At 36.1% G+C, this 17,236-nt stretch carries 15 protein-coding genes and 1 other RNA gene; 7 read left to right on the top strand and 9 right to left on the bottom strand.

Features of this window, described 5'->3' with window-relative positions; translation table 11 throughout:
• The first annotated feature begins 7 nt into the window (after positions 1-7).
• Together ACKTTZ_RS02790 and ACKTTZ_RS02795 are read left to right on the top strand one after the other, a co-directional pair.
• Positions 8-898 carry a DUF72 domain-containing protein gene (locus ACKTTZ_RS02790; RefSeq protein ID WP_034699040.1) on the top strand — a complete coding sequence of 297 codons (891 nt, stop codon included), beginning with the start codon at positions 8-10 and terminating at the stop codon, positions 896-898.
• Between the two features lie 141 nt (positions 899-1,039).
• Positions 1,040-1,270 carry a hypothetical protein gene (locus ACKTTZ_RS02795; RefSeq protein ID WP_034699037.1) on the top strand — a complete coding sequence of 77 codons (231 nt, stop codon included), beginning with the start codon at positions 1,040-1,042 and terminating at the stop codon, positions 1,268-1,270.
• 44 nt (positions 1,271-1,314) lie between these two features.
• Here the strand turns inward: ACKTTZ_RS02795 and ACKTTZ_RS02800 are convergent, their stop codons facing one another.
• The 6 genes from ACKTTZ_RS02800 to ACKTTZ_RS02825 all read right to left on the bottom strand — a co-directional run bounded on the left by ACKTTZ_RS02800 (position 1,315) and on the right by ACKTTZ_RS02825 (position 8,003).
• On the bottom strand, positions 1,315-1,908 hold the full coding sequence (locus tag ACKTTZ_RS02800; RefSeq protein ID WP_081906517.1) for a hypothetical protein: 594 nt from the start codon (positions 1,906-1,908) through the stop codon (positions 1,315-1,317).
• Between the two features lie 221 nt (positions 1,909-2,129).
• Positions 2,130-2,774, bottom strand: a complete 645-nt coding sequence (locus ACKTTZ_RS02805; protein WP_407847236.1) for an HD domain-containing protein — start codon at positions 2,772-2,774, stop codon at positions 2,130-2,132.
• Positions 2,771-3,616 carry a serine aminopeptidase domain-containing protein gene (locus tag ACKTTZ_RS02810; protein WP_034699032.1) on the bottom strand — a complete coding sequence of 282 codons (846 nt, stop codon included), beginning with the start codon at positions 3,614-3,616 and terminating at the stop codon, positions 2,771-2,773. Before ACKTTZ_RS02810 ends, ACKTTZ_RS02805 begins: the two co-directional genes overlap by 4 nt.
• A gap of 91 nt (positions 3,617-3,707) precedes the next feature.
• Positions 3,708-4,598, bottom strand: coding sequence for a ribokinase (locus tag ACKTTZ_RS02815; protein WP_034699029.1), 891 nt, complete (start codon positions 4,596-4,598; stop codon positions 3,708-3,710).
• Positions 4,599-4,665: 67 nt separating this feature from the next.
• The gene (locus ACKTTZ_RS02820) at positions 4,666-5,301 is read right to left on the bottom strand and encodes a DUF4241 domain-containing protein (RefSeq protein WP_034699027.1); all 636 of its coding nucleotides are present in this window, start codon (positions 5,299-5,301) and stop codon (positions 4,666-4,668) included.
• Positions 5,302-5,387: 86 nt separating this feature from the next.
• On the bottom strand, positions 5,388-8,003 hold the full coding sequence (locus ACKTTZ_RS02825; RefSeq protein ID WP_034699024.1) for a valine--tRNA ligase: 2,616 nt from the start codon (positions 8,001-8,003) through the stop codon (positions 5,388-5,390).
• Positions 8,004-8,131: 128 nt separating this feature from the next.
• Here ACKTTZ_RS02825 and ACKTTZ_RS02830 point away from each other — a divergent pair, with 128 nt between their 5' ends.
• Both ACKTTZ_RS02830 and ACKTTZ_RS02835 read left to right on the top strand, forming a co-directional pair.
• Positions 8,132-8,596 (top strand): DUF1573 domain-containing protein, encoded by a 465-nt coding sequence (locus ACKTTZ_RS02830; protein ID WP_034699021.1) that lies wholly within the window; start codon positions 8,132-8,134, stop codon positions 8,594-8,596.
• Between the two features lie 276 nt (positions 8,597-8,872).
• A complete protein-coding gene (locus ACKTTZ_RS02835) occupies positions 8,873-9,742 on the top strand; it encodes a polyphosphate kinase 2 family protein (protein WP_034699018.1) in 870 nt (289 codons plus the stop codon).
• An 82-nt stretch (positions 9,743-9,824) separates the two neighbouring features.
• On the opposite strand, the gene rnpB is transcribed toward ACKTTZ_RS02835, so the two are convergent.
• Positions 9,825-10,148, bottom strand: an RNA gene (rnpB, locus tag ACKTTZ_RS02840) — RNase P RNA component class A.
• 254 nt (positions 10,149-10,402) lie between these two features.
• On the opposite strand from rnpB, the gene ACKTTZ_RS02845 reads away from it, so the two are divergent.
• From ACKTTZ_RS02845 to ACKTTZ_RS02855, 3 genes are read left to right on the top strand one after another with little or no spacing between them, the layout of a single operon-like run.
• The gene (locus ACKTTZ_RS02845; RefSeq protein WP_002976998.1) at positions 10,403-10,894 is read left to right on the top strand and encodes an RNA polymerase sigma factor; all 492 of its coding nucleotides are present in this window, start codon (positions 10,403-10,405) and stop codon (positions 10,892-10,894) included.
• Complete coding sequence (locus ACKTTZ_RS02850; protein WP_034699016.1) at positions 10,887-11,561, top strand: hypothetical protein; 675 nt, start codon at positions 10,887-10,889, stop codon at positions 11,559-11,561. The genes ACKTTZ_RS02845 and ACKTTZ_RS02850 overlap by 8 nt, the downstream gene beginning before the upstream one ends.
• A gap of 58 nt (positions 11,562-11,619) precedes the next feature.
• Positions 11,620-13,242: an AMP-binding protein gene (locus tag ACKTTZ_RS02855; RefSeq protein ID WP_407847240.1), complete on the top strand. Its 1,623-nt coding sequence runs from the start codon at positions 11,620-11,622 to the stop codon at positions 13,240-13,242.
• A gap of 147 nt (positions 13,243-13,389) precedes the next feature.
• Here the strand turns inward: ACKTTZ_RS02855 and ACKTTZ_RS02860 are convergent, their stop codons facing one another.
• Complete coding sequence (locus ACKTTZ_RS02860; protein ID WP_407847242.1) at positions 13,390-15,537, bottom strand: hypothetical protein; 2,148 nt, start codon at positions 15,535-15,537, stop codon at positions 13,390-13,392.
• A 190-nt stretch (positions 15,538-15,727) separates the two neighbouring features.
• The gene (gene rpoN, locus ACKTTZ_RS02865) at positions 15,728-17,191 is read right to left on the bottom strand and encodes an RNA polymerase factor sigma-54 (protein ID WP_407847244.1); all 1,464 of its coding nucleotides are present in this window, start codon (positions 17,189-17,191) and stop codon (positions 15,728-15,730) included.
• Between the last annotated feature and the right edge of the window lie 45 nt (positions 17,192-17,236).

Raw genomic sequence — 17,236 nt, forward strand, 5'->3', positions numbered from 1 at the left:
TACAGATATGAAATTCGGACAAGTAGAAGATCCTTCAAAAATAGATTTCACATTACCTAAAGACCATCCTAAAACGAAAGAAATACTGGCTCTCAATAAAAAAGGACTGGAAAATATTTCTATCGGATGTGCCAAATGGAATAAAACTGACCTTAAAGGATTCTATCCTAAAGGAACTAAGGATGAGTTGACTTATTATGCTACTCAGTTTAATTCTATCGAGTTGAATGCTACTTTCTATGGAATGCCCACTCCAGATCAGGTAAAAACCTGGAAAGAAAAAACTCCGGAAAATTTTAAATTCTTCCCTAAAATCACTAATACTGTTTCCCATTTCAGAAGACTGATTGATGTGACCGATCCTGTGACTCATTTTGCTTCTGCTATTATCAATTTTGATGAGAAACTAGGAATGGCTTTCCTTCAGCTTCACGATAATTTTAAGCCTAAAGATTATGACAGGCTGGAAAAATTCGTAAAAGAATGGCCTAAAGAAGTTCCGTTAGCCATCGAGCTTCGAAATACGGAATGGTTTACCGATGAGGAAATTCTGAATACAACCTGTGATCTTTTTGAAGCTCATAATATCACCAATATCATTGTAGATACTGCCGGAAGAAGAGATATGCTTCATATGCGCCTTACTACTCCTAATGCATTTATCCGTTATGTAGGAGCCAACGCTGAAAGTGACTACGAAAGACTGGATGATTGGTTGAAACACCTTACCCAATGGAAAAAAGAAGGTCTTCAGAATATTTACTTCTTCGTACATCAGAATATTGAAAAAGCCTCTCCTTTATTGTCTGCTTATTTTATCAAAAAGATGAATGAAGAATGGAAAACAGATATTCATATTCCGCAAATGGCAACAGAAAGTACCGGAACACTTTTTTAGTACAAAGGATTGTTGATATAAAATTAAATAGACTACATTCAGTTAATTTCTTACACCCGATTCACTCCTCTCCGTAACGAAAAAAATTGTATATTAGAGTATAATGTATTTCACTAAACATTATGCTTTAAAACATAAATTATGGAAAAGGAAATTTGTACAATCAGTATTGCTACCAACTGGCTTGGTGATGAATATATTTTTTATGAAAATCATACGATAAAAAGAGTATATGATAGCCACAGTTTGAATTTCAATAAGAGCGAATGGCTTGAACCTAAAGAAATCAGTAAACAAAATAAGGATAAACTTATCAAAGCCTGTCCTGAAGAATTTAAGGAACAGATTATGCAGATTCTGGATTATCCTTAACAGAAACTAAAAAGGTAATGAGTATTGGAAACTCATTACCTTTTTTATTTATTTTTTCTAAGCAGCAATACAAGATTGAGAAACAGAAGCAGAAAATCCAGTGTAATCCAGATTCCCAGTTTGGTATTCTCATAATTATAAGCGTCTACCTGCTTTTTGGCCGCATCAGACAGCTTCATACTTTGATTGATGTAGTTCTGTACTTCTACAATCTGATCAATATTTTTATTAGGTACAGAATGTTGAGAAAAATAGACTAAGTTTTTCTTCCCCAAATAACCTGCAATCCAGTATTCATCAGACTTATCCATTTTCAGGTATTCTATTCTGTAATATTCCGGGCGTATTTTCCCGATATGCTTGGGTTCAAGCGTGGTATTTTGATCTGTTTTATCTACTTTGATTAAGTAAAAATCCAATGCCTGCGGAAGTTTATTAACAACCTGAAGCCCTACAGAATTATCAACAAATGCCACAGCACTTTTCTTGATAAACCAGTACGTAAAAACAGAAATTGAAAAAACAACTGTTACAATACGAAACAGCTTTGCCCACTTGGCCATACTTCCTGATTTTACCTTAAACAGGACCAATGAAAGGACACAAGCCAGAAATATGATAAAAATAATGAGTGTCATATTTTACAAAGATACTTCTTCTCTCTATTTTATCCATATCTGAGGCTAATTTTTAATTTTAACCAGCCCTAAAAATTGGTTTTCTATTTTATATTCCTTTGAGTTGACCCGGTATATCGGTTCATAAAAATATCCGAACAAATAATGATGTATACAATATTTGTTCGGATAGTTAATTCTTGACAGGCAGAATCAGAATCAATTCATTCTAATGATATTTCCTATTCTACATTCCATTCTTTATAAAACTGGTCGAGAAAATTCAGCATATAATTGTGTCTTTCTTGGGCCATTTGTTTTCCCTTTTCAGTGTTCATCATATCTTTTAGCAGCAGCAGCTTTTCATAGAAATGATTGATCGTTGTACCGTTAGATTTTTTATATTCTTCTTTCGACATTCCTAATTTGGGTTTCATATCCGGGTGATACATCAGATTATTTTTAAAACCTCCAAAGTTGAATGTTCTGGCAATTCCTATAGCTCCTATGGCATCAATACGATCGGCATCCTGAACAATCTGAAGTTCAATAGGTGGATTTTCTGGTGCCTGATCTCTGTTTTTGAACGAAATATTTTCAATCACAAATAAAACCTTCTGAATAGTTTCTTCAGACACATTCTGTTCTTCAAGAAAGATTCTTGATATTTTGGGTGCAATGGTTTCATCTCCGTTATGAAATTTAGGATCGGCAATATCGTGAAGAAGTGCAGACAACTCTACTACCTCTTTGTCACAATCTTCTGTTTCTGCTATCTGAGCAGCCAGTTTCCAGACTCTTTCAATATGGAACCAGTCATGTCCAGCTTCTGCTCCTTCTAATTTTTCTTTTACAAATGCTACTGTGTTGTCAATCGTACTTTTCATTTATCTATCAGTTCATTTAAAATAATATCCCATAGTTTGCTGTTGTAGCTTCTAAAAAAATTGATATGCCCGATTTCATTTTTATCCGATTCTGAAGCAGCTACCAGCCTGTAAGTAGGTTTAAGATTTGAATACGTATTATTTAATAAGCTTAATACTCCTTTTTCTGTAAGCCATATATCATCTTCAGCCCGGATTACAAATACTTTCTGGGTCAAATTTTTAGAAAAGTCATCAATTTTTTCCAACAGCTTGTTGGTTGATTTCTTGTTTAAAATTAAGGTTCTCCAGTCATATGCGCAATTTTTTGGAAGACTTTCTCCAAGTCCAAACCAATGTGCGGGGAAATATCCTAGCAATGAAGTTGTTAATGGCTGGGCAATTCCAAAGCCTAAATACGCTTCCACTTTTGTTCTCCCTTTAAGGTTTCCTACAAAGGCATTTTGTGTTCCTACAAAAACAAATTCTTCAAAAATGTTGGAATCTTCATTCATTCCCAGAATGAGTGCGCCTACAGAATGGCCTAAACAGTACTTTTTGAGTTCTTTAAATTCTGACTTGATATATTGAGTCACCGTTTTATAATCTTTTGAACCCCAAAGCCTCATAGAGCCCTGAAATCCTCTCATATTTTTCGGTTTGGAAAGTCCTATTCCTCTGTAATCATAAGTGATAACTGTAAATCCCTGTTCACAAAAGTAGCTGGCAAAAGAAAAGTAGACCTGCTGCTTTACCCCTGTTGCTGAGTTGATCAGTAATAGTTTCCCATTATCCCTTTCCGGCTTAAATAAATGGGCAACGAGAGTGATATGGTCTTCGGTGGTCAATATTAGTTTTTCCATAATATAAAAAAGAAAAAATCCACTATAAAAGTGGACATTTTACTTATATGTTTATGTTAAGTTTCAAACTTTTGATATGTTGCAAATAGCTTTAAGAAAAGAAATCTGAAATTCTCGGAAGTCCTGTCTGAGATCCTTTGCCTCCGGAAACTCTTGATGAAACTTCATTTCCGAATTTCACACACTCTTCGATAGAATTCCCATGGCACAATGCAATGGCAAATCCTGATGTAAATGCATCACCCATCCCCATTTTATATACTTTTTCGTCCTTATCGTTTCTGTAATATTTCATTTCTGTACCATCAAAATAAATGGTGGAGTTGGTATCATCTCTTACAAATACTTTATTGAAATATTTTTTAAGAACTTCTTCTCTTTTCTCTTCCCCAAAAATAACGTACAGTTCATTACTTTTAGCCACAATAAAGTCAACCATTTCTAAAATTTCTTCATTGACTCTCATTGCCGGAGACGCATATAATCCTACTTTCTTTCCATATTTCTTAGCTTTTCTAACGGTATGCTCTACAACATCCATAGAAACTTCAAGCTGTACCAGCACAAGATCTGTGGTATGAAAATATTTATCGGCCTCGTCTATATGAGATTTACTAAGATGCTTATTGGCTGCGGGTACTACCACAATAGCAGCATTTCCATGAGAAGTTGTTACATAAGCAGTTCCTGTAGCTTCTTTATCTGTTTCATGAACAAATCCTACATTTACGTTTTCGCTTACCAGATTCCTCATGATCTGTTGTCCAAGAGGATCCATCCCAACGCATCCAATAAAGTATACACTGGCTCCCAACCTGGCCGTACCTACTGACTGATTAGCACCTTTACCTCCAAAGTAACTATCTGATTTGATAGCTAAGACGGTTTCATTAGGCAAAGGAAGTTTTTCGGTTTCAAGAACCAAATCTATCGATGAGCTGCCCACAACAATAATACGAGGTTGTTCTGATGAGAAATTCATTGTGTTTTGTATTAGCTTTAAAATTTATAACTGACAAAATTGTGTCTCAAAAATAACTAATTTATAATTAACTTATTTCAATAAATTCAGTAATTATTTTCACTGGCTGTTGATCTTTGTTGTAAGCTATATAGCTGGCATAAAATCCTTCTCCATATCCGGTTTCAAAAGCAAAGATAGTTCCGGGATGTTCTTTTGCCGGTTTAAGAAAAGCGTATTGATCTATTGCTCCGTTTTCATCAAAGAAATAGTCATGGAAAAATTCTTCATAGATTCCCATAAAATCACCTCCTTTATTTTGATATAATCTTTGTTCCAGTTCATTAAGACTGTTTTGGGTATCTACATCCATCAGACATCCCATCCCACTTTCTACAGGATATCCAAAAACTTCTCCTTCCTCAAGATCTTTTATTTTCTGTCCTGCTGTGGTAGCCATTTTCCATTCTTTAATTTCAGAATTATTGAATATAATTTCGGCATAAGCAACACAATTGCTATCTCTTTCTTTGTGAAGCATTACTGAGAAATCTCCCTTCGGAAATTCTGTAGTGAAAGGAAGCATATCATTTGTAATCAAAGGATCACAAGCGACCAGTTTCCCGCTTGAAAGATAAATCTTTCCTACTTCAAAACTTTCAAGCAACGGACTTTCAACAAAGTCTTTCGAGAATAGTTTTTGTATGTTTTCTATATGTGTCATTGTATTTATTCTTTAAACCATCAGGCTGGATACAATTATTGATGTGTATCCAGCCTGAGATTTTGACAAAATTTATTGTCTATACTTTATAAACTTTTCAGTTTCTCTTCAAGGATCGCAATCTTATCCAAAGCATCTTTTTGTTTTCGACGCTCCACCTCTACGATTTCAGGTTTTGCATTGGCAACAAATTTTTCATTGGATAGCTTCTTTTCTACTGAAACTAAGAATCCTTTTAAATATTTTACTTCTTCTTCAGTTTTAACCTTTTCTTCTCCTAAATCTAAGTTTTCACTTAATGGGATAGAAACTTCAGTAGCTCCTACCAGGAAAGTAAAGCTTGGCTTATCTGTTTTCTGTCCAAAATGAATTTCAGAAATATTAGCTAATTTTCTTACTATCGCTTCATTAGCAAATTCAGATGCATTAGTAAATATTTCAGCAGCTTCTCTTGGTGAAATACCTTTTGTCTGACGGTAGTTTCTAACTCCTGAAATCAATTCAGCTGTGATTTCAAAGTTTTTAATGACTTCTTCATTAAAGCTATCCGCATTCTTCTGCTGAGCAATAACAAGCGCTTCATCAATGCTTCTTTCAGAAATCAACTGCCAGATCTCTTCAGATTGGAAAGGCATGAACGGATGAAGCAGCTTCATCAATTCTTCAAAGAAATAGATGGTTTTATTATATACCTCTTTAGAAATTCCTTCTCCATAGTTAGGCTTGATCGCTTCAAGATACCAACCACAAAAATCATCCCAAATTAATTTATAGATCAAATGCAATGCATCAGAAATTCTGAATTTCTCGAATTGATCATTAATCTCAACGATTGTTTTGTCTAATTTATTTTCAAACCATTCAATAGCCTGGTGATCCGTAGCGATAGCTGGTTTATCTTCATGCTTCCACATATTGATCAGACGGAATGCACTCCAGATCTTCGTCATGAAATTTCTTCCCTGAAGCATTAAATCTTCATCAAAAAGAAGGTCATTACCCGCCGCAGAACTCAATAGAATACCTACACGTACTCCATCTGCTCCATATTTATCCATTAATTCAAGAGGGTCTGGAGAGTTTCCAAGAGATTTTGACATCTTTCTTCTCTGCTTATCTCTTACAATCCCTGTAAAATAAACATTCTTGAACGGAACTTCTTTTCTGTATTCCAATCCGGCCATAATCATTCTGGCAACCCAGAAGAAAATAATATCCGGACCTGTTACCAGATCAGATGTTGGATAGTAATAGTTGATATCTTTATTTTCAGGATCAAGTAATCCGTCAAATACAGACATTGGCCATAACCATGATGAGAACCATGTATCCAATGCATCGTCGTCTTGTCTAAGGTTTTCTACAGTCAGATCTGAATTTCCTGTTTTTTGTTTTGCCAGTTCTAAAGCTTCCTCTTTAGTTTCAGCTACTACGAAATCATTCTCTCCTTCTCCATAATAATAGGCTGGAATCTGCTGTCCCCACCAAAGCTGACGGGAAATATTCCAGTCACGGATGTTCTCCATCCAGTGCTTATAGGTATTTTTAAATTTTTCAGGATAGAACTTAACCTCATCATCCATTACTACATCCAAAGCAGGCTTAGCAATTTCAGACATTTTAAGGAACCATTGTACTGAAACTTTAGGTTCAATAACAGCACCTGTTCTCTCAGAAGTTCCTACTTTATTTACGTAATCTTCTGCTTTCAACAAAAGATCTTTCTCTTCAAGTTCTTTAGCGATCTGCTTTCTTACGTCAAATCTGTTTTTCCCTGCGTAATGTAAACCATGCTCGTTAAGATTTCCGTCATCATCCAAAGCATCAATCATTTTCAATTGATGTTTCTGTCCGATTTCGTAGTCATTGATATCGTGAGCAGGAGTAATTTTCAAAGCTCCGGTTCCGAATTCAATATCAACATATTCATCTTCAATAATCGGAATCACTCTGTCAACGATCGGTACGATTACATTTTTACCTTTTAGGTGTGCATATCTTTCATCATTCGGATTGATACATACGGCCGTATCCCCAAAAATAGTTTCAGGACGCGTAGTAGCAACTGAAAGGAACTCTTCTGAACCTTCAATCTTATATTTAAGGAAATATAATTTTCCGTTTTGTTCTTTAAAGATTACTTCTTCGTCAGAGATATTGGTTTTCGCTTCCGGATCCCAGTTGACCATTCTATAACCTCTGTAGATCAGTCCTTTATTATAAAGGTCTACGAAACTTTTGATAACCTGCTGAGAAAGTTTATCTTCCAACGTGAAACGGGTTCTGTCCCAGTCGCAAGAACATCCCAGTTTTTTCAACTGCTCAAGGATAGTACCGCCATATTTATTGGTCCAGTCCCATGCGTGGGTTAAAAACTCCTCACGGGTAATATCTGACTTATTGACTCCTTCAGATTTCAGTTTAGCAACAACTTTAGCTTCAGTAGCAATTGAAGCGTGATCTGTTCCCGGAATCCAACAAGCATTAAACCCGCGCATTCTTGCACGACGGACCAGAACATCTTGAATGGTATTGTTCAACATATGTCCCATGTGTAGTATCCCCGTCACGTTTGGTGGAGGAATGACTATGGTATATGGTGGTTTGTCATTAGGTTCTGAGTGGAAAAATTTGTTTTCCAACCAGTAATTGTACCATTTTTGTTCTGTTTCCTGTGGATTGTACTTTTCTGAAATCTGCATAAATTCTATTTCTTTGGCTTGCAATTTGCAAAAATAGTCTAAAGAAAAAAATTTTTAAGCATGAATTAAAATAATTTTTAACTTTGTTTCACAAAATTTATCTAACAAACGTATTAACATTCAAGAATATGAAAAAATTAATTGCAGGAATTGCACTATTCGGGACATTTGCTCTTGCATCTGCACAAACTATTACATTTGATAAAACGACTTTCGATTACGGAACTATTAAGCCTAGTGCTGATGGTACAAGATTCTTTACTGTAACGAACTCAGGGGATAAGCCTTTGATTCTTTCAAATGTAAAACCTTCTTGTGGATGTACGACTCCTGAATTCAGCCAAGATCCTATCATGCCTGGAAAGTCTGCTAAGATCAAAGTTGGATACAACACAGCGATCCCTGGCCCTTTCAACAAAATGATTGAGGTTTTCTCTAATGACCCTGCAAACAGCAGAAGTGTAATCTACATCAAAGGTAACGTAGATGCTAACGCTCCTGAGCCAAAAGTATTGACTCCTGCTGAACAGAAAGAAGCTGCTAAAGCTGAGAAAAAAGCTGCAAAACTTGCAAAAAAGGCTGCTGCGAAGTAATCTCTACTCAAAAAAATAAAAGAACCGTCTCCAATGAGGCGGTTTTTTTATTACATTTATGTTTGGTTAGGTGGCAGATGATAGGTAATAGATGGCAGTAAATGTATTGACGTTTATCCAATATATTATTTAGGTTTTGGCTGAAGCCTTTGGATTTTTTTAAAATGGCTGGGCTAAAGCCCACCCCTATTGAATTTTAATAACATCTTTACTTTAATCTTTTTACTTTAATCTTTTTACTTTAATCTTTTTACTTTAATCTTTAAATAAAAAAATATGGACACCGATTTCTCAGATAACTTTAAGGTAAGTGGAAAATTTTCGATAAAAAAAACGTCAACTTCTTATAAAGGAAAGCTTACGAAAGAAGAAGGAGAGCAAATGCTGATTCAGGAGAAAGAAAAACTTCGTGAGTTGCAGGAAAAATTATATGCTGACGGAAGCCAGTCTCTGCTGGTTGTATTACAGGCTATGGATGCAGCAGGAAAAGACAGTATGATAGAGCATGTTTTCGGGGGAGTGAATCCTCAGGGGTGTAATGTAACCAGTTTTAAAACCCCAAGTTCCAAAGAATATTCTCATGATTTTTTATGGAGACATTATCTGGCACTGCCACAGAAGGGAATGATCGGGATTTTTAACCGATCCCATTATGAAAGTGTTCTGGTTTGTAAAGTACATCCTGAATATAATTTGAGCGAAAAAACATGGTCTTCCGTAAAAGATTTTGACAGCAAATTCTGGGAAAACAGGTATGAAAGTATAAGAAATTTTGAAAAACACCTTTCACAAAACGGAACCACTGTTGTGAAGATTTTTTTACATGTCTCTAAGGATGAACAGAAAAAAAGACTTCTGGACAGAATTGATGAACAGGAAAAAAACTGGAAATTCTCTGCAGGAGATCTCCCGGAAAGAGCATTATTCGACCAGTATATGGAAGCCTATGAAACAGCCATCAATGAAACTTCAAAAGATCATGCTCCATGGTATGTGCTTCCTGCAGACAGCAAATGGTTTGCAAGAGTGGCCGCCATTCAGATTATTATTGATACTCTGGAGAAAATGAATCTTAAATATCCTACTCTTTCTGATAAAGACAGACAGGAATTACAGGAATCTAAAAAACAGTTGGAAAGTGAGTAAATTAGGGTGGAAGGTGGAAGTTTGAAGTTTGAGGTTTAAAAAACATCACTCTTCCAGCCTCTAACTTCCAGCTTAAAAAAAAATCACGAGAAAATCTATAAGCCGGATTTTGTACTTCCGAAGAAGCGCCTGTTATTTATCTACGTATTACATTGCTGCAATACTTGAGCTGATTACCCCTCGGTTTTCAGGACGAGCCGCCCCTATTTCCATTGCTGAAAAGAACCGATATACTTACCATTGCACCGCAAAGAGTTTACCTGGTTTCACTACAGCCGAACTGTACTTGCTTTCTGTTGCACTTGTCCTACCCTCACGGGTGACGGATGTTATCCGCTTTGCTGCTCTATGGTGTCCGGACTTTCCTACCCTTGCCGAAACAAGAATCAACAAGCCGATTTTCTCGCGGAGGCAAAGGTACACAAATTTTGCGGTAAAAAGGTAAAGAGTAAAAAGACTCAAGAGTTTTAACCCAATGTAAATAATATTGATTGAAAAATATCTTTCCTTTGCTTTTTGATGAAAATATAGAGTATTATTCAAATATAAGTCTGGACCTTTAGCTCTTCTTCGATTTCATTTTTTTACCGTTTTTACGATTTTTAATTATAATTTTCACCAATTACTACTTTATTATTATCTTCGTGCCATTATATATCTATGGATTCCAGAGAAAAAGAATTTGCGCAGCTTATCAAAGATAATCAGGGACTGATTATTAAAGTATCGCGTTTGTATACCAATTCTCTGGAAGATGAAGAGGATCTTTTCCAGGAAATCGTGTTACAGCTCTGGAGAAGTTATGATTCTTTCAAAGGAAACTCCAAAATTTCCACATGGATGTACCGTGTAGCGCTCAATACAGCCATTACCCTCTTTAGAAAAAAAAGCAAAAGCCTTCCTACGAATGAGCTGGACATCAACCACAGGGATTTTGTGGAAGATGACGATGAAAAACAGCAGCAGGTATCACTTTTGTATACTGTAATCAAGACTCTTCCTAATGTAGAAAGAGCCATTGTCATGATGTATCTTGACGATCTGCCTTACAAGGACATCGCAGAAAACCTCGGAATCACTGAAGTCAATGCACGCGTGAAAATGAACAGATTAAAGAAAACCCTTAAAGAACAGATGGAAAAATATGCCTGAATTTGATTTAGATAGCTTTAAGAAAACATGGCAGGAACAACCTGTACAGCATAAATATGACAACACTGAGATTCTTCAGATGTTGAACAGAAAGTCACGTAACTATGTGAAATATATTTTCTGGATCAGCGTTGTAGAATTACTTTTCTTTTCAGTATTAGGACTGTTTTACTTTTTTCCGGAAGAGGAATCAGACAGTTTCCGTAAAATGCTTGAAAGATTAGGTGCCCAGGAAGCTCCGGAAGTAGAAAACAACTTCGGACATGCTTATTTAGCGATAAAGGTCTTAAGTTTATTGATCACAGCCTATTTTGTACTGAAATTCTACCAGAATTACCGAAGAATCAAGATTGAGGAAAATCTGAAGGGTCTTATCACCAGAATCATTAAGTTCAAAACAACAGTCAATGCTTTCATTCTCATCAGTATTGTATTATTGCTGATATTCACTTTTGTATTGGTTGCTTTTATCTTTTATATATTAGATTCTCAGAATATACAGCCAAGTGGTTCCAATCTTACCATTATTATCGTAGGGATTGTCGTAAGTACATTGCTTGCGATTTCTATGATCTGGTTGTATTACAGACTGGTATATGGTACTATTATTAAAAAACTTGATAAAAATCTAAAACAACTTAAAGAAATAGATTCTCAGGAAAATTAATATACATAGGCATAGTTCGGGATATAATTGTTAATTTTATTCCACCAAATCTTAAACTATGCCCTTATCTTATGTGTATGGAACTTCTGAGGTTCCATTATTAGGCCAGACCATCGGAGCCAATCTTAAAAGTACTGTCGAAAAATATCCCCATCAGGAAGCATTAGTCTGCGTTCATCAGGATTACAGAGCTACTTATCAGGAATTTTACAATCAAACAACAGCTGTTGCAAAAGCTTTATTGTTTTTAGGAGCTAAAGCAGGCGACAGAATCGGAATCTGGTCTTCCAACCGCTATGAATGGGTACTTTTGCAGTATGCCACTGCAAGGATAGGAACTATTTTAGTGAATATCAATCCGGCCTATAGAACTCACGAACTGACCTATGTACTCAATCAGTCGGAAGTTCGCTTTATTTTTTCTTCTTTAAGTTTTAAAACCAGTAATTATAAAGAAATGGTTGAATATGCAAAAGAAGTATGTCCAACCCTTGATCATGAAATATTCTTTGATGAAAACTGGGAAGAGTTTGTGAATAACGGACAGGAAATTTCAGATGAAGTGCTTCACAGTTTTGAAGAGCATGTACAGTTTGACGATCCGGTTAATATTCAATATACTTCCGGAACGACCGGTTTTCCGAAAGGAGTTACCCTTTCCCATCATAATATTCTCAATAATGGTTATTTTATTGGTATAAGACTAAAATATACCGAGAAAGACCGTGTCTGCATTCCTGTACCTTTTTACCACTGTTTTGGGATGGTCATCGGAAATATGTGCTGTACAGCTCACGGAGCCTGTATGGTAATCCCGAATGACAGTTTTGATCCGGAGATTACTTTAAAAGCTGTTTCAGATGAAAAATGTACTTCTTTGTATGGAGTACCTACTATGTTTATTGCTGAACTGGCAGTAAAAGATTTTGACACATATGATTTTTCAAGCTTAAGAACCGGTGTTATGGCGGGCTCTGTATGCCCTCCCGAAATCATGAAGAAAGTGGAAAGCCTTATGAATATTAAAGAAATGAGTATTTGCTATGGGATGACAGAAACGTCACCTGTATCTACTCAGACTTTAATAGAAACACCGTTGGAAAAGCAGGTCAGCACCGTAGGAACTGTTCAGGATCATCTTGAGATAAAAATTGTTGATGAAAGTGGAAGAACTTTAAAACGTGGAGAGCATGGCGAACTTTGCACCAGAGGCTATTCCGTCATGCTGAAGTACTGGAATGATCCTGAAAACACCAAGAAAGTACTGGATGATGCGCGCTGGATGCATACCGGAGATATGGCAGTAATGGATAAAGACGGCTATATTACCATTTCAGGAAGAATAAAAGATCTGATCATTCGTGGTGGAGAAAATATTTCCCCTAAGGAAATTGAAGATTTTTTATATACGTATACCAATATCCTTGATGTCCAGATCATTGGTGTTCCCAGTGAAAAATTCGGGGAAGAAGTAATGGCATGGGTAAAAGTGAGAAAAGGATTTACCATCACTGCTGATGAACTACAGGAATATTGCAAAGGAAGAATTGCCCACTATAAAGTTCCGAAATACTGGAAATTTGTAGATGAATTCCCTATGACTATTTCCGGAAAAATAAGAAAGGTTGAAATGCGGGAAATTTCTATGAAAGAACTTGAATTAGGTAGTTTTAAAGATTAACTCAACACAAGTAAAACGATAAATAGATTAACATCCATTATAAAAAACCTGTTTAAGCTTTAAACAGGTTTTTTGATATGAATTTACTTTTGAATAACCGCTTATCTTTAATTACCAGAAAATCATGCACATTTAATTCAGACATACTTATTCAGGTTCTGCAATTCCGAGGAAAATTACAACTCCATCACCACCGGGATTATCAAAAACATCTACCAGAGCTGACGGTTTCCAGTTGTTCATACACCAAAGATTTCCTGCGCCGTCAATATTCGTTGAAGTAAGTCTCATAATAGGCTGATAACATTGCATCCGTAATTCTTCGTGTTTTGATTCATATAATTTTGGTTTATGCTGAGTACCATATAAAGGATATCCGTTAGCTAAAGTAACCTCAGAACCTCCTGTAGGAAGAGTAAGCAGCATTGCTGTTTCCGGCTTTGACGTGTCACGAAGCATCGTTACCCCAAAAGGTCCCTGCATATCCAGCGCGGGATGAGTTTTAAAATCTGTTTCATGACCAAAATTGGCTAGAAAAACAGTCTGATTTTTATCTATTTTAACTCCCCATGGAGCATAAGTATTCACATCATAATATCCCATAACAGTTGAAAGATCATGACTAAGAACCGTAGCACGGCTGCTGCTTACTCCTACCACGACAACATTTCCATCTCCATTTATTGCAATCTGACGAAGTGATTCATACCCTTCCTGTTTATTGGCACTTTCAGAATAATTGCTGAACCAGCTATGGGTAACCACCAATTGATCTCCCTCAATTGCAACTTTATAAACCGCTGAAAAGGCACAGTTTTCAGGAAAATCTTTATCATAATTTCCGATACAGGAAACATAAGCACTTCCTTTGTGATCAGGAGTTACATCAAATATTTTCAAATAAGGGGTTCGGGTTGGCAACGGAGGTAAGCCTGGAGATTTTTTTACAGGAAATTCATTACAGATAAGGGTAAGGGCTGCAGTAGGGCCTTTCTCAAAATCGTTATCCTCAGGTTTTAGATAAACAACTACGGCACTTGGTTCGTTTTCAAAGGGATAAACTCCCGGTTTGGCAGGTGCAAAAGGTTCCTGACAACCTACTGAGGCCATCCAAAGATTCCCCTGATTATCATATTCCATTCCCTGAACCCGGGAAAGTCCTAATGTAAAACCATTGGAAGGACTTACGGGCTTTCCGTCTTTATAATAAAAACGAGAAATACTTCCCTCTTGTGGATTATTATATTCCGAACCCCATCCGAAGTTTCCGAAAGAAATATATTTTTTATCGGGACTAACGGCAGCTCCAAAAGCTACTCCAAGTAATCCGCCACCCTGAACCGGAGAAAAATCGGCAGGCGTAGCATCATATTTGTAAACAGGACAATGAGTTCCGGAATCCGGAGAACCGGCCCGAAAGTTATTAGCAATCCATGCATTATCATCTGCATCAAAAACAACAAAGGCTGCTCCACTCGGAATAAAGTTCTTAGCTCCTGATGAATTACTTTTTAATGTAAGGGTCCAGTTATTAGGAATCTTTTGATCCTCGGTCATATTTTTCATCGAGACTAATGAATCTGAGTAGATTTCTTCCAGTCCAAAAAGCATCTTATAAATATTAACTGCGTTATTACAGGGATCATGCAGCAGATTTCTTATAGCCTGAAGGAAATTTTTGTTTGATTCAGAAGGTTCATGCCACGCATAATCCAAAAATTGCTTGTAAAAAGGCTTTCCTGTATGGATGATTGGATTTGTTATAGAATAATAGTATAAATTACATAAGGAGTTGAACATTGGATAACTGTTCGTTTCAAAACCGTTTGGTGAAGTACTGATCATATCGCCGATGGCTCCTTCTGTTTTATACAGATTCTTCTTCATTCCATAAGCGATTTTCATATTTCGCCTGGTTCCTGAAATGTGCACTGTTCCATCGTCATCTACTTTTGTCATACTTGCAAATGTATAGATTGAAGCAATAGAGGATTCAGGATTCACAATGACTGGAAAAAGGGTATCAGGAAGATAAAATGTTGCTAATAAACTTAAAGGTTCACCGTCAATTTTGTATACAGTATTATCAATTATATATTCATGTACCCAAACGGTTACAGCATAATATTCAGATTCTGCATTCTTAATTTCAACACTGAAAGTATTGTTTTCAAATGACGTTTTGTTATTAACAGCGCCAATGAAATTTTCAGCAATTCCAAAAACTTGGAAACTCCCTGAAGTGATGGTTATATTCTTCACCTCAACACTAAATTGAACGGTTTTTGTTGACATAAGCAAATGATTAATTGGTTCAGTTAGAAATTAATCAATCAAATGTCGGAATAAACGATTGGATTTTATTCAGTAGAAATACGGTACTGAAATAAGTTGCAGAAGCTTTTTATGTTACAAGATGGAATGAAAATCTAAACATGCTCAATAATAAAAAAAGCATTTCAAATTGAAATGCTTTTTTATATTGTTAAAGTTCTTTTCTTAACCTTGCGACAGGAATATTGAGCTGTTCACGATATTTTGCAATCGTTCTTCTGGCAATATTATAACCCTGTTCTTTCAGAATGACTACTAATGCATCATCTGTAAGTGGTTTTCTCTTATTTTCTTTACTGATAACTTCCTGAAGATGGGTTTTGATCTCCTTGGTAGAAACTTCTTCTCCATCGTCATTTGTTAAACTGTCTGAGAACAGATCTTTAAGATATACGATTCCATTAGGTGTATCTGCATACTTACTTTTTACCACCCTTGAGATGGTAGAAATGTCAAAACCTGTAATATCTGCAACATCCTTCAGAATCATTGGTTTCAGAGACTTTTCGTCACCTGTGATGAAATAATCCTTCTGGAATTTCACAATGGCTGTAATTGTCTGTAATAAGGTATTCTGACGCTGATTAATGGCATCAATATACCATTTTGCTGCATCCAGTTTTTGCTTGATAAATAAAGCAGCCTGCTTGTGTTCTGATGAGTTTTTATCATGAGAATACGTTGTCAGAATATCTTTATATTCTTCAGAAACTCTTAGCGTTGGTGCATTCTTGCTGTTCAGCATAGGAATTACCTGCCCGTCTTTCACCTGAATAACAAAGTCCGGAATAATTTCCTGGTTGATCGTAATTGTCTGCGTATCAAAGTTCCCTCCTACTTTAGGAGAAAGTTTTGAGATTTCATCCAGCGCATCTTTCAGATCTTCTTCCTCAATATCATATTTCTGAATGATCTTGTTATAATGCTTATTCGTTAAAGCTTCAAACTGATGTCTTAAAATATTGGCTGCCAAAGAAACCGCTTTATCTGAGCTTACTTTCTTTTCAATCTGTAATAAAAGGCATTCCTGCAGACCTCTTGCTCCTACTCCTGGCGGATCCAGTTTCTGAACATAATTTTCAAGGATATCTTCTACTCTTTCTTTAGTAGTATAAATTCCCTGTGAGAAAGCAAGATCATCAACAATAGATTTGATCTCTCTTCTCAGATATCCGTCTGTATCTAAATTCCCGATCAGGTATTCTGCAATCTTCAGGTCTTCATCACCAATATTCACCAGGTGAATCTGTTCTGTAAGATAATCATATAAGGACTGGCCTTCCGTTAAAAGACTCTCGTTATCAAATTCTTCATCATCCGGAGAGTAGTTGCTGGATGCGGTTTTATAGCTTGGTTCATCGTCATAGATATATTCATTGACGTCGAAATCTGTTTCAATGCTTTCTGTACCCTCATCCTGATAAGCATCTTCAAGGGAAGAATATTCGTCTTCCTTAGAATCTTCTTTTGCAATTTCCAAAGCCGGGTTTTCTTCTAACTCTCTCTCCAGTTCCTCTTCAAATTCAAGAGTATGAAGTTGAATAAGCTTCATCAACTGGATCTGCTGAGGGGCCAGCTTCTGTCCTAATTTGAGTTGTAAGTGTTGTTTAAGCATATTCTTATTTGCGTTTTAACATAACATATTCTACGAATTTAATAA

This window comes from Chryseobacterium sp. KCF3-3 (assembly GCF_045865955.1).
In the GTDB taxonomy this organism is placed as follows: Bacteria; Bacteroidota; Bacteroidia; order Flavobacteriales; family Weeksellaceae; genus Chryseobacterium.

What these genes read in the sequence shown, in the direction of transcription:
- ACKTTZ_RS02860 (WP_407847242.1), bottom strand. Translation starts at nt 15,537, where the DNA reads ATGTCAACAAAAACCGTTCAATTTAGTGTTGAGGTGAAGAATATAACC.
- ACKTTZ_RS02845 (WP_002976998.1), top strand. Translation starts at nt 10,403, where the DNA reads ATGGATTCCAGAGAAAAAGAATTTGCGCAGCTTATCAAAGATAATCAG.
- ACKTTZ_RS02820 (WP_034699027.1), bottom strand. Translation starts at nt 5,301, where the DNA reads ATGACACATATAGAAAACATACAAAAACTATTCTCGAAAGACTTTGTT.
- ACKTTZ_RS02805 (WP_407847236.1), bottom strand. Translation starts at nt 2,774, where the DNA reads ATGAAAAGTACGATTGACAACACAGTAGCATTTGTAAAAGAAAAATTA.
- ACKTTZ_RS02830 (WP_034699021.1), top strand. Translation starts at nt 8,132, where the DNA reads ATGAAAAAATTAATTGCAGGAATTGCACTATTCGGGACATTTGCTCTT.
- ACKTTZ_RS02810 (WP_034699032.1), bottom strand. Translation starts at nt 3,616, where the DNA reads ATGGAAAAACTAATATTGACCACCGAAGACCATATCACTCTCGTTGCC.
- ACKTTZ_RS02850 (WP_034699016.1), top strand. Translation starts at nt 10,887, where the DNA reads ATGCCTGAATTTGATTTAGATAGCTTTAAGAAAACATGGCAGGAACAA.
- ACKTTZ_RS02790 (WP_034699040.1), top strand. Translation starts at nt 8, where the DNA reads ATGAAATTCGGACAAGTAGAAGATCCTTCAAAAATAGATTTCACATTA.
- ACKTTZ_RS02855 (WP_407847240.1), top strand. Translation starts at nt 11,620, where the DNA reads ATGCCCTTATCTTATGTGTATGGAACTTCTGAGGTTCCATTATTAGGC.
- ACKTTZ_RS02835 (WP_034699018.1), top strand. Translation starts at nt 8,873, where the DNA reads ATGGACACCGATTTCTCAGATAACTTTAAGGTAAGTGGAAAATTTTCG.
- ACKTTZ_RS02815 (WP_034699029.1), bottom strand. Translation starts at nt 4,598, where the DNA reads ATGAATTTCTCATCAGAACAACCTCGTATTATTGTTGTGGGCAGCTCA.
- rpoN (WP_407847244.1), bottom strand. Translation starts at nt 17,191, where the DNA reads ATGCTTAAACAACACTTACAACTCAAATTAGGACAGAAGCTGGCCCCT.
- ACKTTZ_RS02800 (WP_081906517.1), bottom strand. Translation starts at nt 1,908, where the DNA reads ATGACACTCATTATTTTTATCATATTTCTGGCTTGTGTCCTTTCATTG.
- ACKTTZ_RS02795 (WP_034699037.1), top strand. Translation starts at nt 1,040, where the DNA reads ATGGAAAAGGAAATTTGTACAATCAGTATTGCTACCAACTGGCTTGGT.
- ACKTTZ_RS02825 (WP_034699024.1), bottom strand. Translation starts at nt 8,003, where the DNA reads ATGCAGATTTCAGAAAAGTACAATCCACAGGAAACAGAACAAAAATGG.